Origin of the sequence: Methanothermobacter tenebrarum (assembly GCF_003264935.1) — an archaeon.
GTDB classification, from domain to species: Archaea; Methanobacteriota; Methanobacteria; order Methanobacteriales; family DSM-23052; genus Methanothermobacter_A; species Methanothermobacter_A tenebrarum_A.
In genome coordinates this window covers 1-26,566 of record NZ_QLOE01000008.1, presented here as the reverse complement: position 1 = coordinate 26,566, position 26,566 = coordinate 1, and the positions used below count along the sequence as shown (strand labels likewise).

The 26,566-nt window shown below is 40.5% G+C and carries 32 protein-coding genes; 21 read left to right on the top strand and 11 right to left on the bottom strand.

All coding sequences use genetic code 11. The annotated features are described in order from the left end of the window. Window positions 1-13 precede the first annotated feature (13 nt). The 10 genes from DPC56_RS06430 to DPC56_RS06385 are packed head-to-tail and all read left to right on the top strand — an operon-like array spanning window position 14 to window position 5,485. Window positions 14-1,240 carry a translation initiation factor IF-2 subunit gamma gene (locus DPC56_RS06430; RefSeq protein WP_112094257.1) on the top strand — a complete coding sequence of 409 codons (1,227 nt, stop codon included), beginning with the start codon at window positions 14-16 and terminating at the stop codon, window positions 1,238-1,240. A 24-nt stretch (window positions 1,241-1,264) separates the two neighbouring features. Next, entirely contained in the window at window positions 1,265-1,621 is a 357-nt protein-coding gene (locus tag DPC56_RS06425) for a type II toxin-antitoxin system VapC family toxin (RefSeq protein WP_112094256.1), read from the top strand. Between the two features lie 27 nt (window positions 1,622-1,648). Then, window positions 1,649-2,179, top strand: a complete 531-nt coding sequence (locus tag DPC56_RS06420) for an inorganic diphosphatase (RefSeq protein WP_112094255.1) — start codon at window positions 1,649-1,651, stop codon at window positions 2,177-2,179. A gap of 21 nt (window positions 2,180-2,200) precedes the next feature. After that, window positions 2,201-2,752 (top strand): DNA-directed RNA polymerase, encoded by a 552-nt coding sequence (rpoE, locus tag DPC56_RS06415; protein WP_112094254.1) that lies wholly within the window; start codon window positions 2,201-2,203, stop codon window positions 2,750-2,752. Further along, the gene (gene spt4, locus DPC56_RS06410; RefSeq protein WP_112094253.1) at window positions 2,749-2,931 is read left to right on the top strand and encodes a transcription elongation factor subunit Spt4; all 183 of its coding nucleotides are present in this window, start codon (window positions 2,749-2,751) and stop codon (window positions 2,929-2,931) included. The genes rpoE and spt4 overlap by 4 nt, the downstream gene beginning before the upstream one ends. Before the next feature lies 1 nt (window position 2,932). Beyond that, a complete protein-coding gene (locus DPC56_RS06405; RefSeq protein ID WP_112094252.1) occupies window positions 2,933-3,442 on the top strand; it encodes a GTP-dependent dephospho-CoA kinase family protein in 510 nt (169 codons plus the stop codon). Further along, the gene (locus DPC56_RS06400; protein ID WP_112094251.1) at window positions 3,420-3,725 is read left to right on the top strand and encodes a 30S ribosomal protein S24e; all 306 of its coding nucleotides are present in this window, start codon (window positions 3,420-3,422) and stop codon (window positions 3,723-3,725) included. Before DPC56_RS06405 ends, DPC56_RS06400 begins: the two co-directional genes overlap by 23 nt. Then, the gene (locus tag DPC56_RS06395) at window positions 3,722-3,874 is read left to right on the top strand and encodes a 30S ribosomal protein S27ae (RefSeq protein ID WP_112094250.1); all 153 of its coding nucleotides are present in this window, start codon (window positions 3,722-3,724) and stop codon (window positions 3,872-3,874) included. Before DPC56_RS06400 ends, DPC56_RS06395 begins: the two co-directional genes overlap by 4 nt. Before the next feature lie 14 nt (window positions 3,875-3,888). Continuing rightward, window positions 3,889-5,310 (top strand): argininosuccinate lyase, encoded by a 1,422-nt coding sequence (argH, locus tag DPC56_RS06390; RefSeq protein WP_112094249.1) that lies wholly within the window; start codon window positions 3,889-3,891, stop codon window positions 5,308-5,310. A 34-nt stretch (window positions 5,311-5,344) separates the two neighbouring features. Beyond that, window positions 5,345-5,485, top strand: coding sequence for a DUF3096 domain-containing protein (locus DPC56_RS06385; protein ID WP_112094248.1), 141 nt, complete (start codon window positions 5,345-5,347; stop codon window positions 5,483-5,485). Here the strand turns inward: DPC56_RS06385 and DPC56_RS06380 are convergent. Beyond that, window positions 5,468-6,475 carry a 7-cyano-7-deazaguanine synthase gene (locus tag DPC56_RS06380; protein WP_112094247.1) on the bottom strand — a complete coding sequence of 336 codons (1,008 nt, stop codon included), beginning with the start codon at window positions 6,473-6,475 and terminating at the stop codon, window positions 5,468-5,470. The two genes, DPC56_RS06385 and DPC56_RS06380, sit on opposite strands and share 18 nt — an antisense overlap. 76 nt (window positions 6,476-6,551) lie before the next feature. On the opposite strand from DPC56_RS06380, the gene DPC56_RS06375 reads away from it, so the two are divergent. Further along, a complete protein-coding gene (locus DPC56_RS06375) occupies window positions 6,552-7,175 on the top strand; it encodes an acyltransferase (protein WP_245923947.1) in 624 nt (207 codons plus the stop codon). A 12-nt stretch (window positions 7,176-7,187) separates the two neighbouring features. Here DPC56_RS06375 and DPC56_RS06370 read toward each other — a convergent pair whose 3' ends face one another. Further along, entirely contained in the window at window positions 7,188-7,643 is a 456-nt protein-coding gene (locus tag DPC56_RS06370) for a YbhB/YbcL family Raf kinase inhibitor-like protein (RefSeq protein WP_112094245.1), read from the bottom strand. Between the two features lie 48 nt (window positions 7,644-7,691). Between DPC56_RS06370 and DPC56_RS06365 the strand changes: the two genes are divergently transcribed. Both DPC56_RS06365 and DPC56_RS06360 read left to right on the top strand, forming a co-directional pair. Beyond that, complete coding sequence (locus DPC56_RS06365; protein ID WP_245923945.1) at window positions 7,692-8,429, top strand: ATP-binding protein; 738 nt, start codon at window positions 7,692-7,694, stop codon at window positions 8,427-8,429. A 42-nt stretch (window positions 8,430-8,471) separates the two neighbouring features. Then, entirely contained in the window at window positions 8,472-9,269 is a 798-nt protein-coding gene (locus DPC56_RS06360) for a UbiA family prenyltransferase (protein ID WP_112094244.1), read from the top strand. On the opposite strand, the gene DPC56_RS06355 is transcribed toward DPC56_RS06360, so the two are convergent. The 8 genes from DPC56_RS06355 to DPC56_RS06320 all read right to left on the bottom strand — a co-directional run bounded on the left by DPC56_RS06355 (window position 9,261) and on the right by DPC56_RS06320 (window position 15,837). Continuing rightward, window positions 9,261-10,442 (bottom strand): NAD(P)/FAD-dependent oxidoreductase, encoded by a 1,182-nt coding sequence (locus DPC56_RS06355; RefSeq protein WP_112094243.1) that lies wholly within the window; start codon window positions 10,440-10,442, stop codon window positions 9,261-9,263. The two genes, DPC56_RS06360 and DPC56_RS06355, sit on opposite strands and share 9 nt — an antisense overlap. Window positions 10,443-10,448: 6 nt before the next feature. Beyond that, the gene (locus DPC56_RS06350) at window positions 10,449-10,616 is read right to left on the bottom strand and encodes a 4Fe-4S binding protein (protein WP_112094300.1); all 168 of its coding nucleotides are present in this window, start codon (window positions 10,614-10,616) and stop codon (window positions 10,449-10,451) included. 35 nt (window positions 10,617-10,651) lie between these two features. Next, a complete protein-coding gene (locus DPC56_RS06345) occupies window positions 10,652-10,918 on the bottom strand; it encodes a hypothetical protein (RefSeq protein WP_112094242.1) in 267 nt (88 codons plus the stop codon). Window positions 10,919-10,922: 4 nt separating this feature from the next. Then, window positions 10,923-11,666, bottom strand: a complete 744-nt coding sequence (locus DPC56_RS06340) for an ABC transporter ATP-binding protein (protein ID WP_112094241.1) — start codon at window positions 11,664-11,666, stop codon at window positions 10,923-10,925. A gap of 10 nt (window positions 11,667-11,676) precedes the next feature. Further along, entirely contained in the window at window positions 11,677-12,429 is a 753-nt protein-coding gene (locus DPC56_RS06335; protein ID WP_112094240.1) for an ABC transporter permease, read from the bottom strand. 20 nt (window positions 12,430-12,449) lie between these two features. Continuing rightward, window positions 12,450-13,397: an ABC transporter substrate-binding protein gene (locus DPC56_RS06330; protein ID WP_112094239.1), complete on the bottom strand. Its 948-nt coding sequence runs from the start codon at window positions 13,395-13,397 to the stop codon at window positions 12,450-12,452. 13 nt (window positions 13,398-13,410) lie between these two features. Continuing rightward, complete coding sequence (locus DPC56_RS06325; protein ID WP_245923943.1) at window positions 13,411-13,719, bottom strand: hypothetical protein; 309 nt, start codon at window positions 13,717-13,719, stop codon at window positions 13,411-13,413. A 99-nt stretch (window positions 13,720-13,818) separates the two neighbouring features. Further along, the gene (locus DPC56_RS06320; RefSeq protein WP_220084823.1) at window positions 13,819-15,837 is read right to left on the bottom strand and encodes a histidine kinase dimerization/phosphoacceptor domain -containing protein; all 2,019 of its coding nucleotides are present in this window, start codon (window positions 15,835-15,837) and stop codon (window positions 13,819-13,821) included. Between the two features lie 340 nt (window positions 15,838-16,177). Between DPC56_RS06320 and DPC56_RS06315 the strand changes: the two genes are divergently transcribed. The 3 genes from DPC56_RS06315 to DPC56_RS06305 are packed head-to-tail and all read left to right on the top strand — an operon-like array spanning window position 16,178 to window position 18,773. Further along, on the top strand, window positions 16,178-17,818 hold the full coding sequence (locus tag DPC56_RS06315) for a cation:proton antiporter (protein ID WP_112094236.1): 1,641 nt from the start codon (window positions 16,178-16,180) through the stop codon (window positions 17,816-17,818). Then, window positions 17,788-18,285 carry an MGMT family protein gene (locus DPC56_RS06310; RefSeq protein ID WP_112094235.1) on the top strand — a complete coding sequence of 166 codons (498 nt, stop codon included), beginning with the start codon at window positions 17,788-17,790 and terminating at the stop codon, window positions 18,283-18,285. Before DPC56_RS06315 ends, DPC56_RS06310 begins: the two co-directional genes overlap by 31 nt. Continuing rightward, window positions 18,282-18,773 (top strand): PsbP-related protein, encoded by a 492-nt coding sequence (locus DPC56_RS06305; protein ID WP_112094234.1) that lies wholly within the window; start codon window positions 18,282-18,284, stop codon window positions 18,771-18,773. Before DPC56_RS06310 ends, DPC56_RS06305 begins: the two co-directional genes overlap by 4 nt. On the opposite strand, the gene DPC56_RS06300 is transcribed toward DPC56_RS06305, so the two are convergent. Continuing rightward, complete coding sequence (locus DPC56_RS06300) at window positions 18,770-19,288, bottom strand: nitroreductase family protein (RefSeq protein ID WP_112094233.1); 519 nt, start codon at window positions 19,286-19,288, stop codon at window positions 18,770-18,772. The two genes, DPC56_RS06305 and DPC56_RS06300, sit on opposite strands and share 4 nt — an antisense overlap. Window positions 19,289-19,522: 234 nt before the next feature. Between DPC56_RS06300 and DPC56_RS06295 the strand changes: the two genes are divergently transcribed. The 5 genes from DPC56_RS06295 to DPC56_RS06275 all read left to right on the top strand — a co-directional run bounded on the left by DPC56_RS06295 (window position 19,523) and on the right by DPC56_RS06275 (window position 26,354). Further along, window positions 19,523-22,021, top strand: coding sequence for a DEAD/DEAH box helicase (locus DPC56_RS06295; protein WP_112094232.1), 2,499 nt, complete (start codon window positions 19,523-19,525; stop codon window positions 22,019-22,021). 102 nt (window positions 22,022-22,123) lie between these two features. After that, a complete protein-coding gene (locus DPC56_RS06290; RefSeq protein ID WP_245923940.1) occupies window positions 22,124-22,972 on the top strand; it encodes an ABC transporter substrate-binding protein in 849 nt (282 codons plus the stop codon). Between the two features lie 25 nt (window positions 22,973-22,997). Then, window positions 22,998-23,684: an ABC transporter permease gene (locus tag DPC56_RS06285; protein ID WP_112094230.1), complete on the top strand. Its 687-nt coding sequence runs from the start codon at window positions 22,998-23,000 to the stop codon at window positions 23,682-23,684. Between the two features lie 98 nt (window positions 23,685-23,782). Beyond that, window positions 23,783-25,258 (top strand): TrkH family potassium uptake protein, encoded by a 1,476-nt coding sequence (locus DPC56_RS06280; protein WP_112094299.1) that lies wholly within the window; start codon window positions 23,783-23,785, stop codon window positions 25,256-25,258. Window positions 25,259-25,298: 40 nt separating this feature from the next. Then, window positions 25,299-26,354 (top strand): ABC transporter ATP-binding protein, encoded by a 1,056-nt coding sequence (locus tag DPC56_RS06275; RefSeq protein ID WP_112094229.1) that lies wholly within the window; start codon window positions 25,299-25,301, stop codon window positions 26,352-26,354. Window positions 26,355-26,566: the final 212 nt, after the last annotated feature.

Sequence of the window (26,566 nt, the reverse complement as noted above, 5' to 3'; positions counted from 1 at the left end):
TAGGTGTATCCTTGTGAAAAAACAATCCGAGATAAATATTGGCCTTGTAGGGCACGTCGATCATGGGAAGACAACACTCACAAAGGCTCTATCAGGGGTGTGGACAGACACCCATAGCGAGGAGACTAAAAGGGGAATATCCATCCGCCTAGGATACGCGGATATAACCTTTAGGAAGTGTCCCAATTGTCCACCACCCCAATCCTACACAACAAAGGAAAAATGTGAATACTGCGGTTCCGAGACAGAATTTTTAAGGAAAGTATCATTCGTAGATGCTCCAGGCCATGAAACACTCATGGCGACAATGTTATCCGGCGCCGCTATCATGGACGGTGCAATACTCGTAATAGCAGCTAATGAACCTTGTCCCCAACCACAGACAAAGGAACATCTCATGGCCCTCGATGTCATAGGAGTTAAAGATGTTATCGTAGTCCAGAACAAGATAGACATAGTATCAAAGGAAAGGGCCATAGAAAATTATAAGGAGATCAAAGAGTTCGTGAAGGGCACATGTGCAGCTGATGCGCCGATAATACCCGTATCAGCCCAACAAGGGGCTAACATCGACATATTAATCCAGGCAATAGAAGAAAATATTAAAACGCCTAAAAGGGATCTTAAAAAACCGGCTAGGATGTACGTAGCCCGTTCTTTTGATATAAACAAGCCAGGAGCCACCCCGGACCAATTAAAGGGTGGGGTTATCGGCGGATCACTGATACAGGGCAAATTCCGGGTCGGGGACGAAATAGAGATAAAACCTGGAATACAAGTCAAAAAGGATGGTAGAGCATCATGGAACAGCCTCTATTCAGAGATAGTCGGGTTAGTTGCAGGTGGGGAGCCAATGGAAGAAGTTGGACCAGGAGGCCTTGTAGGTGTGGGTACAAAATTAGATCCATCACTTACAAAAGCAGATTCCCTATCAGGTTCAGTGGTGGGCGAACCAGACACACTACCACCTGTTAGACACAATCTCACCATTGAAACACACCTATTAGAGAGGATCGTTGGCACAGAGGAAGAGGCAAAGGTTGAACCTATAAGGACAAATGAACCCCTTATGATCAACGTGGGGACAACAACCACAGTAGGTATTGTAACCTCTGCGAGGGAAAACGATGCTGATATCACATTAAAGTTACCAGCCTGCGCAGAGGATGGTCAGCGAATAGCATTATCAAGGCGGGTAGGTGCAAGATGGAGGCTGATAGGATATGGTATCATCAAATAGGATCATCATCGACACAAATTTTTTATGATACCATTCCAGTTCAAGGTTGATATCATCTCTGAACTGGAGAAAATAGCACCCAATGGCGAATTTATCATCCCATCATTCGTAATAGACGAACTCAAAAAGATTAAAATGAAATCCAAGGGGAAGGATAGGATCGCCGCGCGAATAGCCCTCAAATTAGCGAAAACAGGACCTTTCAAAATCGTCAACCTCCCCCTGAATGAGGGTGAAAGCGTGGATGATGCGCTAATACGCTTATCAGATATACTATGCACAAATGATAAAGAACTTAGAAAAAAGGCGCGCAGAAAAGGCGTGCCAGTCATTTACCTACGACAGAAAAAATATCTCACCATCAACGGATACATCACATAAAAAAATGGATAATGGGAGGAGTAGAATATGAATCTCTGGAAGGATATTAAACCGGGGCCATCAATCCCCGAGGTTGTATATGCCATAATCGAAATACCGAAGGGTTCAAGGAACAAGTACGAGTATGACAAGGACCTAGAAGCCTTTTCACTCGACAGGGTATTATATTCACCATTCTTCTACCCTGCAGATTATGGTATAATACCACAGACACTATACGACGACGGGGATCCGATGGACATCCTCGTACTCATAGACGAGGCTACATTCCCTGGTTGCATCATCGAATCAAGGCCAATAGGACTGATGAAGATGATTGACAGCGGCGACCAGGACGATAAGATACTCGCAGTACCAGTCAAAGACCCCCATTATAATGACGTGAATGATATCAGTGACATCCACCCACACATTCTAAAAGAGATAGCCCACTTCTTCGAGGAATACAAGAAACTCGAAGATAAAAATACCGAGATAATAGGATGGGAAGGCCGGCAAAAAGCATTAGATGCGGTCACCCACTCAGTAGAATTATATAAAGAAAAATACCCAGAATAAAGTTTTGGATAGGGGGATACCTTGTACTATAAGACAAAAATCATAGACACGGTTAGAATACCACCACACCGGTTTGAAGAGCCCCTAGAGGAGGTTACATTTGACATACTCAACGAAACCTATGTAGGTAAAATAGATAAGAAACTTGGACAGATGCTCACAGTAATAGACATAGAAAACATAGGAGTAGGCAAGGTTATAATGGGTGACGGGGCCGCCTACCATGAAGTAACATTCAACGCACTCTTCTTCAAACCTGAACTCCAGGAAGTAGTAGAGGGTGAAGTGATCGAGATAGCGGAATTCGGTGCATTCGTCAGGATAGGACCCATGGATGGTCTAGTCCATGTTTCACAGGTTACAGATGATTTCATAACATATGATGCCAAGAAGCGCGTCCTAGTCGGTAAAGAGACTAACAGGAGACTCGAAGAAGGCAACCGTGTAAGGGCCAGGATAGTCTCATTAAGCCTTAAAGAAGAAGGGAAGATAAAGATAGGCCTCACCATGAGACAGCCAGGACTTGGAAGGCTTGAATGGATTGAAGAGGAGAAGAGGAAGAGTAAAAAATGACACTCAAAGCTTGCACTAAATGTAAGAGGATTACAGAAGAAGAACGTTGCCCAGATTGTGGAGGATTAACATCCACTAATTGGAGTGGAGTGCTAATCATAATCAACCCTGAAAAGTCCCGGATAGCCAAGGAATTATCAATTAACAAACCTGGTGAATATGCGCTGAGGGTCAGATAAAGTGTTAATCCTACCAAGGAGATTAAGGAGAAAATTAAAGGAACCTCTTGGGAGATTATACCCTTCACCCATGGAGGCGCCCATACCAGAGGGTGCATTTATAATCTCAGTGGGTGATGTTACAACACATAGACTACTCCAGGCAGGTTTAAAACCCCGCTTAGCTATAATAGATAATCGGGTTCAGAGGAAAGCCTCAAATTACAAGATTAGATATGATGCTAAAATCCTAAAATGTGAAAATCCCCCTGGAACCATAACAGATGAACTCTGGACAACTATAAAAAAGGCTATCAAATCTGGGGATAATTTCCTTATCATAGTAGATGGCGAGGAGGACCTTGCAGTTTTACCATCAATCATATTAGCACCAGCAGATGCTATTATATTATATGGACAACCCAATGAGGGTGTTGTCCTAATCAAAGCAGAAAAGATGAAGCAAAAAGCAGAAAATATAATTAGAGAATTCAAGGAGGTAAGAGCAGATGGAGATCAAAATAACAGATGAAAAGGAAAACCCGCTCCTTTCAAGGACTGAGATAAAATTTGAATGCTTATATCATGGAGAGCCAACACCAAAAATACTCGAAGTTAAAAAGAAACTAGTCGCCATGCTAAACTCTGATAAGGATCTCCTTGTTGTAGACGCCCTAAAACCATACTTTGGAGAAGGCAAAGCCAAAGGATATGCTAAACTCTACCAGGACAAAAAAGCACTAGAAGAGATCGAACAGAAACATGTCATAGAAAAGAACCTAGAGGAGAAAATGGAAACCGAGGGAGAAGAATGAGCAAATATAAATTATATGAAGTCAAAGAGGATAAGATCAAGAGGAAAAACCCATTCTGTCCCAGATGTTCAAGCGGAGTTTTCATGGCCGACCATGGGGACAGATACGCGTGTGGAAAATGTGGGTACACCCAATGGAAGAACAGGTAGAGGATGGAGGATAATTGAACCTTAGAGGCGGCAGACTGCAAAAAAGGATGGATGAAGAAGCTGCCAAATTCACATCATCCCTAGAATTCGACCACCACATATTCCACGCCGATATAAAATGTAACATAGCCCACACCAGGATGCTAGCCCAAGAGAGGATAATCAGCGAAAAAACCGCCAATAGGATAATAAAAGTCCTAGAAGAACTTGAAAAAGAGGGTATAGAAGCTCTCAATTTGGATCCATCAATCGAAGATATCCACATGGCCATAGAAGAATATGTCACGGAAAGGGTGGGGGAAGAAGCCGGTTTCATGCACACAGGGAAATCAAGAAACGACCAAGTAGCAACAGACCTCAGACTCGCCCTCAAAGAAAAAATACGAGAAATACAAAAAGAACTCTTACATTTCATGCAACTTTTAGTTAAGATGGCTGAAGACCATAAAGAGACAATCATAGTAGGTTACACACACCTTCAACACGCCCAGGTCACCACATTCGCACACCACTTACTCGCATATGCCCATGCATTTAAAAGAGATTATGAACGTCTAAAGGACACTTATAGTCGAGTCGACGTTAACCCTTTGGGTTCCGCGGCCTTGACAACAACTAGCTTCCCAATAAATAGAAAACTTACAACAAGATTACTAGGATTCAGTGATTACATGGAAAATTCAATGGATGCTGTAAGTAGCCGAGACTTCATAGCAGAGACCATATTCGACCTTTCAATGATAGCCGCGAACTTGAGCAGGATCTGTGAAGAGATAATACTCTGGAGCACCTATGAGTTCAATTTGATAGAATTGGCTGATGAATTCTCATCAACATCATCTATAATGCCCCAGAAAAAGAATCCGGATGTTGCTGAGATAGCTAGGGCCAGAACATCAAACATTTATAGTAATCTTATGGGCGTCCTTGGGATCTTAAAGGGTCTACCATATACATATAATCGTGATCTTCAAGAGGTCACACCACATCTTTGGGATGCTGTTGAGACATGCTATGACATGATCCATATAGTTAGGAGGATGTTATCGACGGTTAAAGTGGACAAGGAGAGGGGTTTCGAACTTGCGATTTCCAATTTCGCCACGGCAACAGACCTTGCAGATGCTATTGTGAAAGAGAGGAAAATCCCTTTTAGGACAGCTCATCAAATAGTGGGACGCCTCATCAACCATCTTATAAATGAAGGTTTAAGTCTATTAGATGTTGATACTATCCTACTGGACAAGATTAGTGAGGAGGTCACCGGGGAAAAACTCAGATTAGATAATGATATTATAAGAAGAGTCATTGACCCCATGGAAAATGTCAAGGCGCGGAATGTCCCAGGGGGTCCTTCCCCGAGGATGGTGGAGGAGTCTATCAAAAAATTGAAAACCTATATTAAAAATGAGCTTAAATCAATAACCTCATCATAATCTATATATATATCCTATTATCTTATCATATTGTATGGAAGCGAAAACTGACCCCCGCGTAATAGGAATTCTTGCAATAATTATAGGCATATTAATGATCATATACCCTTATCTTGTAGGTTATCTCGTGGGTATCTTCTTGATTGTCTATGGTATATTAAAGTTCTTTGAATAGGCCTAGGATAAGGGTTAGCGCCTCTCCAGGTTCTAATATTCCGGCGCGTGTCTCCCTTAGTATCCTCTGTATTGAGTATCGTCTGAGGTGTGGGAATTTTTTATGCACTTCTCCGAGGAGGGGGCACCCAAAAACTTCGTATCCTCTGATATTGAATTGCGAGACTACCCTTTTTACTTCTTGTTTAGATGCTGCGAGGAGTGCTGGGAGGTTCAGCCTCAGAATATCATCTCCCAGATTTACAGCCTGGGATGATGTGGGTAGTAAATCGCCGAATATTACAATTTTAATATTCTGATCCCTTGCATAATCTAATATTTTATCATTTATCCTCTTGGAGCATCTTCCACATGGGTGGAATTTCCCCTCAAGGGCCTCTTTTATAATATCTGAAAAATCGGCCTTAATATATTCGTGTTCTATTTTCAATGTCTTGGATAGTCTTTTTATGTTTTCTTTAACATGTCTTGGTAATATTATGCTCCCAGGGTCTACTGTCACGGCTTTTATTTCAAAACCGAGGTTTTTTGCGATTATTGTGGAAAAGCTGCTGTCAACTCCACCAGATAATGCTACTATAGCCTCTCCTTTCAAGTCCTCAATTTTATACTCCAAGAGATCGAATTCTGGGATCTTATCCAGCCTTTCTTGGAGAAGATCCCTGAAAACCTTTAATTGGTCTGGGAATATTCCCTTTTTTATTAAGGACTCTATTTTATCTAGTGAAAGTTTTATCCTATACTTTTTCAGGATTATATCGGTATAGGCTTCAACATGGACTCTGCCAACTCCAAGGGCTTCTTTAAGCCTACCCGCAACCCATCCACCCTTTCCTATTATAGCGGATTTATCTGACCTGTCAGGGGCTATTATGATGAGTTCATCTTTTCTCTTGTTAAAAATGGCCTCCTTGATGTTTACATCAACCCTTTCATGGCCTATCTCTTCTCTAAGTTCTTCTATCATCTTCTTTAAATATGAGGACTCCATATAATATAATAAGGGGATGATAGGTAATAAATCGGATCCCAGATACTTGGGGTGCCACTAGGTTTTATTGGAAAGAATGGGTGAAATTGTAATGCCAGATATTAGAAGCCTTCTTTTCGGGGATAGGGAGGAAGAATGGATCCGTAAAAGGGAGACAGAGAATATAATAATAGGTTATGGTTATAAGAAGTTCAGCAAGCCCCCGATTATAGGTAAAAACCCCCTTATAAGATCTAATACTGTTATTTATAATGATGTGACCATTGGAGACAATCTACGCACAGGCCATAATGTATTGATCCGGGAGAAAACAACAATTGGAGATGATGTCCTTATAGGTACTAATACTGTCATAGAGGGACATTCCAAGATCGGGGATAATGTGAGCATACAATCCAATGTTTACTTGCCGAAAAAAAGTTATATCGAGGATAATGTCTTCATAGGACCATGCGCTTGTTTCACCAATGACAGATACCCCGTAAGGGTTAAATATAAACTCAGAGGCCCTATAATAAGGAAGGGGGCGTCCATAGGCGCTAACACGACTTTTCTCTCAAATATTGAGGTTGGAGAAGGGGCTATAGTAGCTGCTGGTGCCGTTGTAACAAGGAACGTTCCACCATGGTCACTTGCTATAGGAGCCCCTGCAAAAATCAAAGCACTACCACCAAAACTGAGAGTACCCAACAGAATATAAACCATCGATTGTCTAATCCCTTGAATATAATCCTATCATTTCTGCTTTTTCGATTATATGTCCTTCCATAGCCTTTAGAAGTTCTTCCTTGGATGTTCCAGGTTCAAGGTTGAGTCTTGTGTCAAGTGCGTATAATTTGAAGAAGTATCTGTGCACGCCAGATGGTGGGCATGGACCACCATATCCTATACGTCCAAAGTCATTAAATCCTTGCATGATCCCATTTTCCAATTCTCCAACTTTCTCAACATTCTCTGGGAGGCCGTTAAGCTCTGGTGGTATGTTGAATATCAGCCAGTGCGTCCAAGTTTTGGATGGTGCATCCGGATCATCAGATATTATGGTGAGTGTGACAGTCTCCCCAGGCACGTCCTCCCAAGTGAGTGGTGGTGAAACATCTTCACCATCGCAAGTATACTTTTTTGGTATTCTCTCTCCATCATTAAATGCACTACTTCTAATCTTCAACAATTACACCCCCATATATATTATCTTATTATTAGTTATATGATAGTGATGGATCATAAAATAAATGTGCCCTCAGACAATAGAATTTTTGTAGAAACCCAAGCTTACCTTAAACTTAAAAACGTCTTAGAGGATTTGAAGTATAAAAAAGGGAATATAATACATGTTATAGGCACCCCCGGCACTGGTAAATCAGCTAACATTTACCAGGCCATAGATGAACTTGGACTCAAAGTATATAATGTAGAATGCGACCTTAAGGATTTGTCAGCAACCCCACAGGAAGTCTTCGAGACCATAATAGATAACACCAAGAGGTCATTGAACGTTAAAGAGAAACATGAAGCTTATAGGCGCCTTTCAGACTTTGATGCTATTCTGTTCGCTGATAAATTCCATGATAGCCACTTTCTAAAAGATGGTGTTCATGGTTTCAGCGAATGGACCCTAAAATCAAAGAGAACCCCATACTTCTATTTGCTCTGCATTAAAGAATACCTAAAATATAAGGAGAAGTTTAAGAATCTTAACATCATATTCCAGACAGCATGGCGACTAAAACTGGGAGATAGAAAATATGATATTTTCACAGACATCCCCATACTTTCAAGAATACTCGCAAAAATCTTGGGAATGATATTCACAGTAGTGAGGATAGAATACACGCCAAAAGAGACCATCAAGATCGTGAAGGCACACTTAGACGTTGAAGAGGAGAGAATAAAAAAATATATTGAAGTTTATGGTTGCAGACCCCGCTACATACTAGACAAGTTGAAAGGTTAAAAAAGAGAGGTTTTCGCTGCCCCCTGGGCATTGGGTGATATAATGTTAAAGGCTCTTTTAAGGTCAACTAGGATCACTTGGACGGCTAAAAATATTCACATGTATCTTCTGGCTCTTACCTATGCCCATAAGTATAATCTGGTTTTCAGTCCACTAGAATTCCTCTTAGGGCTTGTTATTGTATCAATACTCTGGGGAGGACTTTATTCCCTTAATGATCTCACAGATATTGAGGTTGATAAAAGGGACAAGTTAAAATTTAACAGACCATTCATAAGAGAGGATATAAGACCAGGGATGGTTGTATTATTTATATCAGCATTGATACTATTCTCATTGGTGCTTTCAAATTTTTTAAACCCGCTCTTCACTATAATACTCCTCCTGATGGTCTTAAATCAACTATTGTATACTCTGCCCCCTCTGAGGTTGAAGGAAACCCCTATCGCACCATTGAATAGCACAGCCACTAACAATATTCTGAGATTAGCTTCCGCAAGCATATTATTAGGGGGTCTCTCTATTATCCCAATCAGCATTTACATTCTAATGTTTATAGCGGGACTGGGAACATATCTCATGTATAAGGAGAAACTTAAAGAAACAACCATAGTATCCATAATATTTTTCCTACTCTTATATTATGCATATATTAGTCATGATATCAGCCTTTCACAGATCCTAATAGTAATATTACCATCCTTTATAGCGACAATACCATTATATCTCTCCAATATAACAGACAGAGAGAAAATGCTCACAATAGCGGATATAACATATCATAGGATGTTATCGGTCTTTTATCTGGCGTGTATAATCATCCTACTTTTTCTAAAATAATTTTCCAAGTTTTAGGAGGGCTCTTGGCGAAACCTTCACCAACTTTTTAACAAGTTCTGTTGTGCTTATCTTCTCAAATTCCACATCCTTAAAAGCTTCTGCAATTGAGTCAAGTTCCTCATCACTGAGACTTAACATGTAATCTTTCACCTTAAGATACTTACTGATCTCCTTACCTATACTTTCATGGCACAGCTTCTCATACTCCCTAAGCCTTTCCTTTGAGGTGTCATCATCTTCTATGGCCTTGGCTGCAACTTTACCTGCCAACATGCCACCTGTCATCCCAGATATTATACCCCCACCCGTGAGTGGGTTAACTTGACCTGCAGCATCACCCACAACCATTAAACCATCAGTTACTAGTTTCTTTGGCATTCCACCTACTGGGTCCCCTCCTATATTTAATTCAACTGGTTGAGCGTTCTTGGTGGCTGGACAATCCTCCACAAATTCTAGTAGGTGCTCATATGCACTCTTACTGGTTTTGGTTGAAAGGACACCGAGTCCGACATTGGCTATATCATCCCCCTTTGGGAATATCCAAGCATAACCTCCAGGGGCGACGCCCCCGAAATAGAATTCTATGCAATGATTATCCTCCATTTCAACCCCCACCATCTCGAACTGCGCTGCTGATTCCATGTCCTTTGGTTTAGTGGCTGTGTTGAGACCAGCCCACCTTGCAACCCTTGATTCGGGCCCGTCAGCTGCTATAATTATGTTCGCTTTTATCTGGAATTCCTCCCCCATTGTCTCAAGGTTTACAATGTAACCATCATCTTCTTGTTGGAGGCTCCTTGCGAGGGTTTTTATCATTATCCTTGAACCGGCCCTGGCAGCGTCCATTGCCATGTGCTTGTCAAAAACTTTCCTTTCTAGTATGTATCCGGCCTCTGGGAGTTCTACCGTATCGGATGTTAACCATACACTGGTACCGTTGGGTGATACGAGGCGCACACCCTCTATTTTCCTTGTTATCCATTGGGGGTTGGGTTTTATCCCTAGGGATTCGAGACCTCCCATTGAAACCCCCTCTGCACAACGTTTAGGGGCGCCTATCTCAGACTTCTTATCTACTAGGATTACATCAGCGCCTCCAAGGGCTGCGTGTTTAGCCGCGGTTGAACCGGCTGGTCCGGCGCCTATTACAAGCACGTCTGTTTTGATCATCTTTTATCACTCCTCTGGTTCAAGAGCCCCTATAGGACATACTTGCATACAGAGTCTGCAATCTTTACATTCTTCCTTTGAGAAAATTATGGATGTTTCTTTAACTTCTATGAGGTTTCTGGGGCATACTCCCGCACATTCTCCGCAATACATGCACCAATCGTTAACTTTCATTTCCTCGCATCCCCCTCTAAGGTCTATTTTTAGGATCATTGTGAAGTGTTACTTGGGGGTGTTTCATCCTGTGACGGGGATGGTATTTGATTATCTGGGGATGGTGTACCTGTTTCATTTCCCGGATATCCTCCCGTTGGTTGTGTTGGTTGTGTGACGCTTGGTTCGTCTACCGGTTGGTCACTTGAATTGTTGGTTATGTTAAGGACTAGGTTTTGTGTTGATGAAATGCCCAGGGCCCATCCTATTATCATCCCTATTAATAGAGTGCCTACACCTACTATTACCATCTTCTGGTCCATCCTATCACCTTAGTTTGACTTCTTTTTCGAGTATTTTGAGTATTTCACCCCTTAGGGTTAGGAAGTCTTTACTTAGCCTGTCTCTTATCCTATCTATTTCAACTTTAAATGTTCGCAGTATTCTACCAGGTCTTGCGCTTAAAACCACTATTCTATCTGCTAGGAATACTGCTTCATCCACATTATGTGTTACAAATATTATAGTTTCATTTGTTTTCTCCCATATGTATAAAAGTTCTTTTTGTAGTAGGTTCCGTGTTTGTATGTCAAGGGCTGCGAATGGTTCATCCATGAGAAGAACCTTAGGATTATTTGCAAGGGCCCTTACTATTGCAACTCTCTGTTTCATACCCCCTGAAAGTTCATAGGGGTATGCGTCTTTAAAATCTTCCAATCCAACTAGTTTAAGGTATTCCATGGCGATTTTTTCCCGTTCGTTCTTTTCTAATCCTTTAATTTCCATTCCAAATGTTACATTTTCGAGTACTGTGCGCCATGGGAATAATGTGTATTGTTGGAATACGAATCCCCTATCGGCTCCGGGCCCCTTGACTGGCTTGCCATTAGCAAATACTCTGCCTTTGGTGGGTTTTTCTAGGCCGGCGATTATCCGTAGTAGTGTAGTTTTACCGCAACCTGAGGGTCCTACTATGCATAGGAATTCACCATCTTTTACTTCTAGGTTTATGTCTTCGAGTATGGGCCTGTCTTTGAATTTCTTTGAGAGTCCTTCTATTTTTAGTGTCATGCTTGAACTCCTAGATGGTTTTACCTCTCCATGGGATGTATTTTTCTTCTAGTTTTGAGAGTAGATGGTCGATGGCGAATCCTATTAAGCCTATGGTGAGCATGCCCACCACGACTTCGCCTGTGTCAAGTAAGCGCATGGATTCCATGATAAGGTATCCTAGGCCTGATTTGGCTGCTATCATCTCAGCGGCTACTGTGCACATGAATCCTATTCCAAAGCCAACCCTTAAACCTAGTAGTATACCTGGGGAAGATGCTGGTAGGACGACCTTTGTTAGTACTTGTCCTTCTGTGGCTCCTAGTGTGCATGCGGCTTCGATTAGGACTTTTTCCACGCCTTTAACAGCATCTAGGCTATTTAGGAGTATTGGGAAGAATGATCCTATGAATATTATGAAAGCTTCTGCTTTAAGCCCGAGGCCGAACCAGAGCAGGGCGAATGGAACCCATGCTAGTGGTGGTATGGGTCTTAATATTTGGATTATTGGGTTGAAAATCCTCTCCAGGGCTTCGGACCAGCCTATCCCTATCCCTAATGGTATTGCGATCATGGCTGCCGCGCTGAATCCTGCGACAACTCTCAGTAGTGTGCTCATGGCGTGTAAAAATAATTCCCCAGTTATTATGAGGTTATAGAATGCTGTGAGTACTTCATATGGGCTTGGCAGAATATATGATGGTACTATGTTGGTGAATGTTAATATTGACCAGACTATGATTAGTATCACTGGTATGATTAGTGATTCGAGGAATTTCTTCAAAGTCCTTCCACCTTATCTGATTATGGTAGGTACTTTAGGTCGAAGATATCATCTTTTTTAAGGTCTTTTTTAATATAGCCTAGTTGTTTTTCTATTCCAACGAATTTCATGACATTGTCTATGAATGAGCTTGTTGGTACTGCTATGAATTTCATGTTCTGGAATGCTCTTTTTTCTACTGCGGGGTCTGTTCCAAGGGCTTCAGCTACTATGGACGCCGATTCGTTCTTGTGAGTGTTGAGGTATTCTGTGGCCTCTACGTGGACTTTAAGGAATCTTCTTAGCTGGTCTGGGTGCTCTTTTATGAATTGGTCTGTTGCTATTACTACACAGCATGGGTGGTCTTTCCATATGTCCCTGGAGTATGCGATGGCGTGCCCGTAACCTTTTTGTTCTGCCATGGAGACGTAGGGTTCCCATGCTATGAACCCGTCTATTTTCCCTGCTTCTAGGGCTTTCGGCATTAGTGGGACTTGCATTTCTATGATGTTAACCTCTTCTGGGTTTATTCCATGTTCTTTTAGTGTCATCTGTAATAGTACGTCTTGTATGCTGCCTTTCATGGGTATTGCTATGGTTTTGCCTTTTAGGTCTTCTATTTTTTGGATTCCTGCATCTTCTCTGACTATTATCCCTGATCCTTCTTGGTTGACTGCTGCAACTATTTTTATGGGCACCCCTTTGGCTATTCCCGTGACTGCTGGTGGTGTTCCGCAGAAGCCAATGTCTATTTGTCCCGTTGCCGCTGCTTTCACAAGATCTGGTCCTGCGTTGAATTCTATGGTTTCAACCTTTAAACCCTCTTTTTCGTACATTTCTTTTGCTTGTGCTATGAATAGTGCTGAGTGGTGGTCGTCTTTTAGGTGTCCTACTCTTATCACTTCTTCTGTTTTGGGTTGGAGTGTGTAGGCTGCTGTGATGACCACTACTACTATTATTATCGCGGCTATGATCCATTTTTTGTCCATGCACGCTCCCCTCCTATTTGAATCTTTTTTTATAGTATATGAGGGTTTCGGGTTCTTTTTTTGTGATTCTATCTATGAGTTTCTGATTTTTGAAGTCTTTTATTATCTCTTCGAGTATTTCTATTTTTTCGCGGGCTTCATCTAGTAGTTTCTTGGTTATCTCGGCTCGGTGTTTTAGGCGGTTGTTTTCATCTTCTAGGCTTTGGATGTTTTTGAGTTTGAGATCTAATCTTAAAACTTCGAATTCGTTCAATCTTTTATTTAGCCTTTTTTTCTCTTCTCTCAACTCATCTATTCTTCCCTTATATTCTGAGAGTTTCATTTGGAGCTCTTCTATCTTTTTGTCCTTTTCCCTTATTTCATTTTTTAATTTTTCTATTTTTTCTTTTTCTTCTATAAGCGCCCCCCCATAAAATAAACTTTAGTATCTTTTTTTGTATTTGAGTTCTTTGAATGTTATCATGAGATCTAGGCCTTTATTGTCTTTGATTGTTAGTTTTCCCAGGAGTTGGTTTGTGAGGGATTTTATGAGTTGCCATCCTAGTCCTTCCGATTTTTGGATTTCATCTTCTGTGAGGCCTTTGCCATTGTCTTTGTAATGTAATTTTAATTCTTGGTTTGTCTTTTTTAGTTTGATTTCTGCTTTTGTTGCATTTGCGTGTTTTATTGTGTTGGTTAATAGTTCGTTTATTATTAGGCCAATTGGGAGGCTTGTTTCAATATTTAATGTGATGTCTTCAATGTCCGTTGTTATATGGATGTCTGTTGGGTAGGCTTGTAGGGTTTTTGTCACAAGATTTCCTATATAGTCTTTGATTTTCACGCTTGCAAGATCCGTTGACTGGTATAAATGTTCATGTAAGAGTGCTATGGATTTTATGCGCTCTTTGCTGCCTGAGAGCATGTTTTTGAATTCTTGATTTTTTATTTTACGCTCTTGTATGCCTAGTAGACTTGATATGATCTGCAGGTTATTTTTAACACGGTGATGTATTTCACGTAAGAGCAGTTCCTTTTCTTTTATGGATTCTTTTAGTGGTGTTATATCTTCTATTATAGCGATTATCTCATCTTTTAGTCTGCTGAAGTTTATCTTAACATATAGTATGCTATTATCCTTCCTCTTGATCCTATATTCTCCCGGGACAGGTTCTTTGATCTTATCTTCTAGGATATCATTGATGTTTTTACCTATCAGTTCATCTGGTTTATAGCCGAGTATGCTCACCATCCTATTAGAGTCTTGGATTTTAAGATCCTTGTCCAGTGAGAGGATGATACTTGGGGCTGTGTTGAATATGCCCCTGTATCTTCTCTCGCTTTCTTCAAGCTTCCTTTGCATATGGTAAAGTTTTGTCATGTCCTCAGCTGCGATAATAGCCCCCTTGAATTCTCCATTTTCATAGATTGGCCTGGCGGTCATTTGCATTATCTTCTCATTACCTTTACATGTGATAATCTTGCCAGTGATCGTATAACCCTCATCTTCCCTGATGTGCTTGAAGTATTTTTTCTCTCTTTCAACTCGTTCATTGGCAGGCACGAAATTCAAGAACCAATTTTTACCCTTAACATCCTCTTCATTACCTTCCAGTATCTCAAGACCCCTCCTATTTATGTATTGTATCCGGGCTTTATCATCTAGGAATATGAGACCCCATGCTGCGATTTCAAGGTATAATCCAACCCGGTTTTTCTCGGCATTCAAATCTTCAATAAGCTTCCTATTTTCAACTAGGGTGGCATGATGTCGTCCAATCGTGAAGGATAATATTATGAGGAATGCTATTGCAAAACCTTGCGCTGTTTTAATGTTGAAATTGAAAATTACAAACAAGAATAATATGAAGAGGGATAATATGAAGAAGTCTGGGAAATGTTCCATTATCCATGCGCGTTCTTGTGAATATACTGGCTTTTCAAAATCTTCAAGTCTAAATTCAACAGTTGACAATGTTAATAATAGGTAGCCTATTATCCATCCAACGTCGAGTAGGCAGCCACTATAATAGAATCCATAGAATTCTCCAGCGGCAAATAGAAGATCGCTCAAAAGTAAAATTATCATAGCAACAAGGAATATGTTAATGGCCCGAGATTTCAACGAACCGATCTTGTTGATAATGAAGTCTACAAGGATAAATATCACCAAGAAATCTCCTATAATGTAAATTGCAGAAAATAAAACTTCAATTAGGGATCCGCCAGCAAGTATAACTGGTTTAAGAAGGAATATCCATACTATCGTGGCTATGGCCGCCGATATTATGCAAAAATCGAATATGGCCTTAAATTTATCAGCTTTCCTCTCTACTGGGACGATGAGAAGTCCAAGGCCAAAAAAAGGATAATATAATATGTATAATATGTCTGCTATGGATGGGAATGGTTCCTGACCCAAAAACTCAAGGATGAACCATGCAACATCTCCAAGCGCCAAGAAGAACAAACCAAGGCCCAAAAATAAAAATGTGGGATAATACTTCTGGTAAACCCTCTTTGAATAAATAGCGAGATAAAAGAACGCAAAAGATGCTATAAACGCCGTGACAAAGGTTATAACATTTATGATAGGAACTCGTAAACTAAGAGGTAAAAGAAACGCGCCAAAGGAAACCAACAAAGTTATAATGGCATAAAGATAAACCTTCTTATACATACCCATCAAAACCTTGTATCTCTATGAACCTTTTACCTAGAGTTCATCAGCACACAGATTTGTATTACACCTTTCTATAATCCACTATAAATAAGGTAGAGGGTTTCCTTGGTGAAAAATCATGGCACTGCCAATACTTAAAGATATTGTTATCATCTTCGGCTTGGCCTTCCTTGTGCTCATCCTATTCCAGAGGATGAAAATGCCCACTATAGTTGGATTTTTCATCACAGGGATGATAGCAGGCCCCCAAGTACTTGGACTCGTCCAGGATACAGAACAGATAAGACTAATGGCCGAAGTAGGAGTTATACTATTATTATTTACAATTGGCCTTGAACTTTCAACTGAAAAATTTGGCGAATTTAAACGCACAGCACTACTTGGAGGCACGCTCCAGATTCTCCTGACAATAATCATAATATTAATCATATTATCCAAGGTTGGGTTAAATTTTGGAAAGGCATTATTCATAGGCTTTCTAGTTTCGCTCAGCAGCACAGCTGTCGTTTTAAAGGTTTTGCAGGATTCTGAGCAGATAGAATCTCCACATGGGATGGTGTCAACCTCAATATTAATATTCCAGGATCTTGCAGCAGTACCCATGATATTACTCGTACCAGTGCTTGCAGGAGCCAATAAGGGGATAACACTCCCAAGTGTGATATTAAAAGGGGCTATTATCATAGCATTCACATTAATCGCCTCAAAATATATCATACCAAGGATTTTGCATTTAGCGGCAAAAACCAAAAGCAGAGAATTATTCCTGGTAACGGTTATATTTGTCTGCGCTTCTGTAACATGGCTTACAAGCGAAGCTGGATTATCACCAGCCCTAGGAGCTTTCATAGCAGGTTTCATGGTAGCCCAAACAGACTATGCCCACAGGGCCCAAGGGATAATTCTACCATTCGAAGAAATATTCTTAAGCTTCTTCTTCGTGTCCCTTGGAATGCTAGTAGACCTTAACTTTCTGTTCACACATTATACCCTGATCTTGGCCGGTGTCGCCATTGTTATCTTCATAAAATTTCTCATTAACAATGTGGTAGGTTTCCTGCTTGGATATTCTATTAGGGTTATGGTACTCGTGGCCCTTATGTTATCACAGATTGGAGAATTCTCATTTATCATATCTGAAAGCGGATTAAAGTATGGTATTATAGACAGTGTAACATTCCAGGGTCTTCTTTTAGTTTCTGTTGTGACTATGGCTCTGACACCCTTTGTTATCATGGCTTCGCCGCATATAGCTGATCGTTTTATGAAATTCCCATTACCAAGAAAGGTTAGAAGGGGAAGATATTATGAAAAACCTGCGAAACTCCCAGAGGATCATCTTATCATCATAGGCACGGGTTTAACAGGTCAAAAACTTGTGAATATGGCTGATGAGAACAACATACCATATGTTGGAGTTGACATAAATCCAGAGGTTGTTAATAGGCTCAAAGATGAAGGATACAATATATATTATGGTGATGCAACCCACCTTAATGTTTTAAAACATTTTAATGTCTCCGAGGCGGCTGTGATGGTGGTGGCTATAACAGATTATGATTCAACAGTCCATGTTGTACATGAAGCACGCCACTTAAACCCTCTTATGAAGATAATAGTCAGAATCAGAGGATTCGAAGACGAGGAACCACTCTACAGGGCCGGGGCAGATATCGTGATCTCGGAGAAAAGAGAAGCCACAAAAAGGATAACAGAGGAGATATTCACATGCTACAAGGACATCTGCAAACTAGAATAACACCCAGGAAAACTCCAATCGGAACAATCCATATACTCTGGCATATAAAAGATAACAGACCAGTCATATACAAGGTCATCTTACCCGGAAATCTAAATAGAAAGGTAAAATTTACCAGCCTACCCTTAAAGACTGTGAAGATGGAGAACCTTGCATTGGACCTTTGCTCAAAATTCCAAAGAAAAGTTTTAAATACAGTCTATCAGATACCGGCCGGTTTTGTAAGTACCTATGCTTGTATAGCGAAGAAACTTTCAACAAGTCCTAGAAGTATAGGAAGAGCCCTCGCCACAAACCCCTTCCCTATCATCGTGCCATGCCATAGGATCGTGAAATCTGATGGGAGCCTTGGAGGATACCAAGGCAAAGCATGGATGAAAAAAAGACTACTAGAAACTGAGGGTATAAAATTTGATGAAAATAATATAATAGACAAAAACAAAATCCTTCGAGAGGTGAAAAGTTGAAAAAATATCTAATACTCCTTCTTGTAATCTTGGCCACAGGTTGTATTTTCAAGGGACATTATGAAGGTTCTGGGATATCATTTGATTATCCAATGGGCTGGGTAACTGGCACAGTAATGGATCTTCCAGGCGCCATTGTAGTTGTCGAAGACTTCTCACGCGAAAGCACGGTTTTCATATTCAAAGAAAAAGCAAACACCACCCTAGAAGAAAGATACCTGGAATACGCCCAGAAAATGTCAAGAGAACTTTCAGAATACTGTTACAAACAAATATCCAACAGGACTCTCACGGTAGATGGTTCAAAGGCCTATGAAATAGTATATACTTTTGGCTGCGATCAAACCCAGACAAGAGAACAGACCCGGACAGTAATCTTACAAAAAGGAGACTACTTTTATATCATAGAGTGTAAAACCACTCCAGAGAATTTTAAAAATGAAAATCCAAACTTTGATATTATCATCAACAGCCTAGATATACTCTAATCTATCACCTTAAAGGCCTCTTCTATGCTCACCCTAGGTGGTGGTGATGGTTTCTCAGCAGGATAACCCACTGGTAGAAGCGTTACAGGTCTTAGAGTGGATGGGATATCCAATATTCCGGCTACGAGTCTTTCATCGAATGCTCCGATCCAGCAAGCTCCGAGGCCGAGTTCATGGATTTCAAGCAGCATGTTCTCAACTGATGCGGCGACGTCAAAAAGACAGTAAAGGTTTCTTCCACGTTCACCATAGCCTAGGGCGGATCTTTCAAGGTCGGCGCATGCAACGATAACAATAGGAGCCTCTGCTATGGATTGTTGGCCATAGGCTGCCTTTGAAAGTTCATTTTTGAGTTGAGGGTTTTTAACGATTAGGAATTTTCTACTTTGGAGGTTGCCGGCAGATGGAGCCCATCTTGCGGCTTCCATTATCTTCTCAAGATGTTCCTCGGGTATATCCTTCCTTTTAAATTTCCTTATACTCCTTCTCTCCTTGATAGTTTCCAAAAGACTCATCAAAACACCCCAAAGATCTATTATATACAAACTAATATATAATCCCCGCACTTTTTACAATGGAAAACATTGAAAACCCCATGATAAAATTCATACAATTTGTGATAATTGCAAATAAACAAAAAATATTAGGGGGGGCCTCAACACGCAAAAAATGGCAAATCTAACATTCTATGAAACCTTATTCCCAGGAAAAAAACAATTAAATAATATTATTTATAATAAATTTCTGTCATGATCCAAAGGATACTAGAAAGATTCAAAGAAGATAGGAGATTCAAGGATGCTATCGAGCACATAGAGACCATACCAGGAAGGAAAGCAAAATATACTAGAGTCGGTGGTCTGCCAGAGAATATAAAAGGATACCTCCTAAAAAAAGGGATGAAACTCTACCACCACCAGGCTAAGGTTCTTGAATATATCCGTAATGGTATGAATGTTATCATAACAACTCCAACAGCTTCGGGTAAAACACTAGCATTTAACCTTCCAATAATGGAAAAACTAACCCATGATGAGAATGCAACAGCACTCTACATATACCCTGCCAAGGCCCTATCCAACGACCAATTAAAAGTTTTAAAGGAGTTGGAATCCGAGCTTGGACTGAAACTAAATCCAAGTGTTTATGATGGTGACACGCCAAAAAATAAACGGCCTTGGATAAGAGCGAATGCAAGGATTGTTATAACTAACCCTTATCAACTTCACAGGATTCTGCCATGGCACCGACAATGGCATCGATTCTATAAAAACTTGAAATTTATAGTTGTAGACGAAGCACACCAATATCGTGGCGTTTTCGGATCAAACGTGGCATTCCTCATAAGGAGGCTTAAAAGAATCTGTAACTACTATGGCTCCGATCCACAATTTATAGTTTCAAGCGCAACCCTTGCAAACCCCCAAGAGTTCGCGGAGAAACTCATAGGCGAAAAATTCAAATTAGTTTCAAAGGACACTTCACCATCTGGAAAAAAACACTTCATACTCTACAATCCCTCCAAGAAGAAAGAACAACTATCAACGCACCAAGAAACCAAGAACATACTATCATACCTTGTATTTAACAGGTTGCAGTGTCTTTGCTTCACAGTCTCGAGGAGGATGGCCGAGCTCATAGCACGTTGGACAAGAGAAGAACTCGACAAAAAGAAAAAAGAGCTCGTATACCGCGTAACAGCATACCGTGCAGGTTACAGGCCCGAAGACAGGCGAAAAATAGAAGAGGGCTTGAGAAGTGGGGAACTTTTAGGTGTTAGCGCGACAAACGCACTAGAACTTGGCATAGACATAGGATCTTTAGATGCGGTTATAATATCAGGGTATCCTGGGACTATGATATCTACTTGGCAGCAGGCCGGCCGTGCAGGTAGAAAAGAGAATGATTCTATCATAATACTTGTGGCTTTTGAAAATCCACTAGACCAGTATCTTATGAAGAATCCATCATTTATTTTTGAAAAGTCTCATGAGAATGCTATAATAGACCTTAAAAACAGGTTTATACTCAGGAATCAGATAGCATGTGCTGCAAGCGAACTACCCTTGAATCTTGAAGATTTTTTTGAGCATGACTTTAACTTGAAGGTTATAGCAGAGATGTTAAAGGATGGTGAACTTACTATAACAGATCATGGCCTCGTATATAGTGGAGGAGGCGATCCTCAGTTTACTTATGGACTTGATCAGATATCAGATGATAATTTCACAGTCTTGGATAATGGTAGGGTTCTTGAGAGGATGGATAGGGCGCATGCTTATCGTGAAGCCCATGAAGGTGCGGTGCTTATAAACCGTGGGGACACCTATACAGTGGATGAATTCGATTTGAAGAGGCGCAGGATCCATGTTACAAAAAAGAGTGTGGATTATCATACGCAGGCCCTTAAAAGGATTGATCTTAAGGTTAAAAGGGTTTTGAGAAAGAGGAGGTTTCAGGGTTTAGATTTGTATTTTGGGGAGGTTGAAGTTACAGAGGATTATTATCTTTATCGTGTGATGGCTTATAGTAAAGTTCTTGGAACTTTCCCATTGGTTTTGCCGCCTTTAAAGTTTAGGTCAACCGCTCTCTGGTTCACCATCTCAGAGGAACTTGAGGGGAAGATTAGGGATGAGTTTGGTGATGAGGCTTTTGAGGGTGGTTTGCATGGTTGTGAACATGCTATTATTTCATTGTTCCCTTTACATGTGCTTTGTGACCGTATGGATATTGGTGGTTTGTCAACTTCTCATCATACTGATACTGGTGCGGCTACAATATTCATTTATGATGCTTTTGAGGGTGGTATAGGATTGGCTGAGAAGGCTTTTGCATTATTTGAGGATGTTATCGCTTCGACTTTTGAGCTTGTGGATTCTTGTGGCTGTGTTGATGGTTGTCCCTCTTGTATATATTCTCCTAAGTGTGGTAATGATAATAAACCATTGCATAAGGAGGCTACTAGGAGTTTACTTGCATATTTGGATAGTGTGATTAGTGGAGGCTTTTTGGTGGATGTTGAGATCGGGGCGGGTGAGGATGTTGATTTGGAGGTTGAGGGTGTGTATTCTGAGGTTTATTCTCTTTATAGGAGTGGTAAGTTTGCTGAGGCGAAGTTGAAGCTCCATGATGTGCTTGAGAAGAATCCTGGGGATGCGAGGGCATGGTATCTTATGGGCGCTATCCTTACAAGGCAAGGGGAAAAGGAGATGGCGGCGTACTTCCATGGAAGGGCTAGGAGAAGTTGAATCCCATACTATGATTTTTTTTAGGTTGAAATTATTTCTTTTTGGCACCCAAATCGACATGTATTTATATGCATGTCGATAGATTACATCAAGGTGATAAAATTGAACAAAACCCTAATAGCCACCATAATAATCATATTAGTAGCAATAGTAGGAATATACCAGCTAAGCAACCCTAAAAAAGAAATCCTTAGAATATCCACAACAACAAGCCTCGAAGACACAGGATTGCTCGAAGAACTCGAAGCCAAATTCGAAAAAAAGTATCCCAACATAGACGTCCAAATAGTATCAGGAGGGACCGGAATAGCCATAGAACGTGGAAAAAAAGGAGACGCGGACCTAATAATAGTCCATGACAAAAAAAGAGAAGAAGAATTCATAAATGAAAACTACGGGACGAAAAGATACCCATTCGCCTACAACTACTTCTACATAGTCGGCCCAAAAGACGACCCGGCAAAAATCAACGAAACAAAAACCGCGCAAGAAGCATTCCAAAAAATACTCACAGAAGCAGGGAAAAACCCCAAAATAAAATTTGTATCAAGAGGCGATAATTCAGGAACACACACAAAAGAAATAAAAATCTGGAACAAAACCGGCATAGACTACAACAAAATAAAAGAGAGTCCATGGTATATTGAAACCGGCAGTGGAATGGCCGACACTCTCAGAGTAGCCGATGAAAAACAAGCCTACACAATCACAGACTCCGGAACCTACCTAGCATACAAAAACCAACTAAACCTCACAGTCTATATTAGCAATGACAGCGACCTTCTTAACGTTTACAGTGCAATACCCATAAACCCAGAAAAGATAAAAGGAACAAACTATGACGCCGCCATGAAATTCATAAACTTCCTACTAAGCAAAGAAGGACAAAAAATCATAAGCCAATACGGCGAAGACAAATATGGGAAACCACTATTCACACCACTCTCCTAAAAACCTTCCCAGCGGGTGATGCGAATTGAACGAAATACTACAAGGCATCCTAGAAGCATTAGAACTCATAATAACACTAAACCCAGAAGTCATTGATATAACATCCCGTACACTGATGATCTCATTATCATCAACACTATTCGCATCACTCATTGCAGTACCCACAGGGGCCATAATACACTTTAAAGAATTCAAGGGCAAAAGAGCCATCATAAACCTAATCCAAACACTATACAGTATACCCACAGTACTAGTAGGATTACTTGTATTCATGCTCATCTCAAAATCCGGACCCCTAGGCTCCCTAAATCTTCTATTCACCCCAGGGGGCATGATACTTGCACAGGCAATCCTGATTTCGCCATTGATAACAGGTTTCACTATAACAGCGCTTAAAGGAGTTGGCAGCGAAATCGTGGATCTTGCACGATCGCTAGGAGCTACAGAATACCAGACACTAGTCACCTTAATAAGTGAAGCCAGATACGCTATAGTAGCAGCTATAATCCTTGGTTTTGGCAGGGCAATATCAGAGGTTGGTATAGCTATAATGATCGGTGGGAACATAAGAGGCTACACAAGGGTTATAACAAGCGCAATGTCACTTGAAACATCCAAAGGAAACCTTGAACTTTCAATAGCCCTTGGGATAATACTACTCCTAATTTCGCTCATGGTAAACACGCTACTCAATTATTTCCAAGAAAGATAGTAGGACATCTCAGAGCATAGGTTGAGACATAATTTGGAGGCACCCCATAAACTTTATAAATGATCATGGAAGATAATGGAGAAAAGAGGGGATGGCAGATGAAATACTATGCTCTTCGATTAAGAAAGGGAGAATTACATTCAATGCTCCATTATACTGGTTATATCTGCATCCTCCTAGGCCTATTAATGCTCTTACCTATAGTGGTGGCCCTAATATATGGTGAAGTAAAACTTATCTCCTCATTCCTTTATTCCTCTCTTATAAGCATTTTAATCGGCGCCATATTTTATAGATTCTTTAAGAGTAGGGGAGAACTTTCTTTGAGGGGTGCTATGATATTTTCGAGTAGTCTCTGGCTTCTCGTATGTGCGCTGGGAGCGCTCCCATATTATCTTTCAGGTTATCTCAGCTACTTTGACGCATATTTTGAGGCCATGTCTGGTTTCACGACCACAGGATTTTCAATGTTCCCGAATTTGGACATTGTACCATATAGTATCCATTTTTGGCGAGGGTTTACCCAATGGCTTGGCGGTATAGGTATCATAGTCTTGGCTCTTGTCATCCTTTCACCTTCTCGCAATATAATGCGATTGTACATATCAGAGGGTAGAGAGGAGAGAGTACTCCCGACGATAAGGAGTACTGTTAGGATAATCCTATACATCTACCTTCTCTACACTCTAATCTCCATAATCTTATATTTAGTGGCTGGCATGCCCCTCTTCGATTCCATGTTCCACGCTTTTAGCGCGCTTTCAACAGGGGGCTTCGCCATGCATAATAGTAGCCTAGCCTATTATCATAGTATATGGATAGAGATAGTTGCAATGATAGTGATGATTATAGGGGCTACGAATTTTGCAGTCCATTATGCAATATTGAAGGGAAAATGGAAAGAATATTTCAAGGATATTGAAACTAAAGTATCCTGGCCTCTACTCATACTCGGGACGCTTATTATCACAATGTTCCTTTACAATATGCACTATTATGATATCCTATCCTCTCTAAGATATTCCATTTTCCAAGTAGTCTCCGCATTATCAACCACAGGATTCCAAACAGTTTCCGGGCCTGGTATAAGCAAGTGGGCGGGTCTTGGAATGTTTATACTCACCATACTCATGATTATAGGTGCGGGCTCATGTTCCACTGGAGGCGGGATAAAATGGATCAGATTTGGGATAATGCTGAAGGGGATAAGCTGGGGGATCAAATCATTTTTATTCCCAAAGGCCAAGATACCCCGAAAAATCCATCACATATTTGACATGAACATTAGCAAAGAAATATTTGAGATGACAGGATTATTCATCTTCGCCTACATTCTAATATACGTAATAAGTGTCATGATAGTCCTATTCTATTATCATAATATTGGACAAGTCATGTTTGAAGTTGCATCTGCCCAGAGCAATGTGGGCCTCAGCTGTGGGCTTATGACCCCAGCTTCCCCAGCTATCACCAAGTTAGTGTTCATGCTCGATTTTTGGGTGGGCCGACTCGAGATATGGCCAATACTACTATTCATAACAATCCCCCTCCTCAATATAAAGAGGAGAATATAGCCACGCAACTCCATCTCTACAACTTAAAAGAAGAGAAAAGATGATGCTGCAATTACAAGAGATTTCGAAAGTTTATGGCAAAAAAGTAATCCTAGAGGATGTGAATCTTAAAGTTGATAGGGGAGAAACGATTGGGATTATAGGACCCACTGGGGCGGGTAAAACAACACTACTAAGGATCATAGACCTCCTTGAGGAACCCACCACCGGTAGGATAATATTTAATGGTAGAGATGCCTTAAAAGCAAAAAAAGTAGAGATAAGGCGGAGAATAGGAATGGTATTCCAGGAAACACCACTACTAAAAGGCACAGTCAATGATAACATACTATACGGGCCCAGGATAAGGGGCCTCAAACCATCAAACAAGAAAATAGGGGAAATCCTAGAAATTGTAGGCTTGCAAGGATATGGGGAAATGGACGCCAGGAAACTCTCAGGGGGTGAAAAACAGAGGCTTGCATTCGCACGCGCCCTTATAAACCAGCCGGACCTTCTACTCCTCGACGAACCAACATCAAACCTCGATCCAATCTCAAAAAGGCAGATAGAAAATATAATAAACAAAATAAAAGGCCAAGTTACAATCATATTCACCACACATGACCTAATCCAAGGACAACGTTTAGCAGAGAAGATCGCTATACTCAACAAGACCATAATACAAATGGGAAAAGCAGATGAAGTATTCCAAAGACCAGCAAATAGCTTCGTGGCCAAATTCTTAGGCGTGGAGAACATAATAAAAGGTGAAGCTCGCCTAGAAGATGATGGACTCACACTCATAAAAGCTAATGGTATAAACCTTTATTCTTCAGAAAAGGCAGAGGGTGAAGTCATCGCCACCATAAGACCAGAAGACATAACAGTATCTTGGGTTCGTGGAAATTCAAGCGCACTCAACAAACTCAAAGGCAAAATAATCAAAATAGAGAAGATAGGATCATTATTCCAACTCCAAGTAAAAGCGGGAGAAGAAATTTTCACAGTGCACATGACAAGAAAATCATTCCATGACATGAACATAAACTTAAACTCTATGGTATGGATAGAATTCAAGGCCTCAGCAGTACACATAGCCAATCAATGCAATTAATAGATTATATTATTTTTTTATTTGGGGCCTTTTCACGTGGAATATTTTTTTCTGTGATTTGGGATCTATTCCCTATTTTGGGTGGGGATTTCCACTGTGAAAATTTTTAGGATGATATTAAAACTATCTAATCCCAAAACTTTGTTATTACTTTGTATTTAAATTTGGCGGGAAAGTGTAATAATATATGTTTATATATTATTATGATGGTA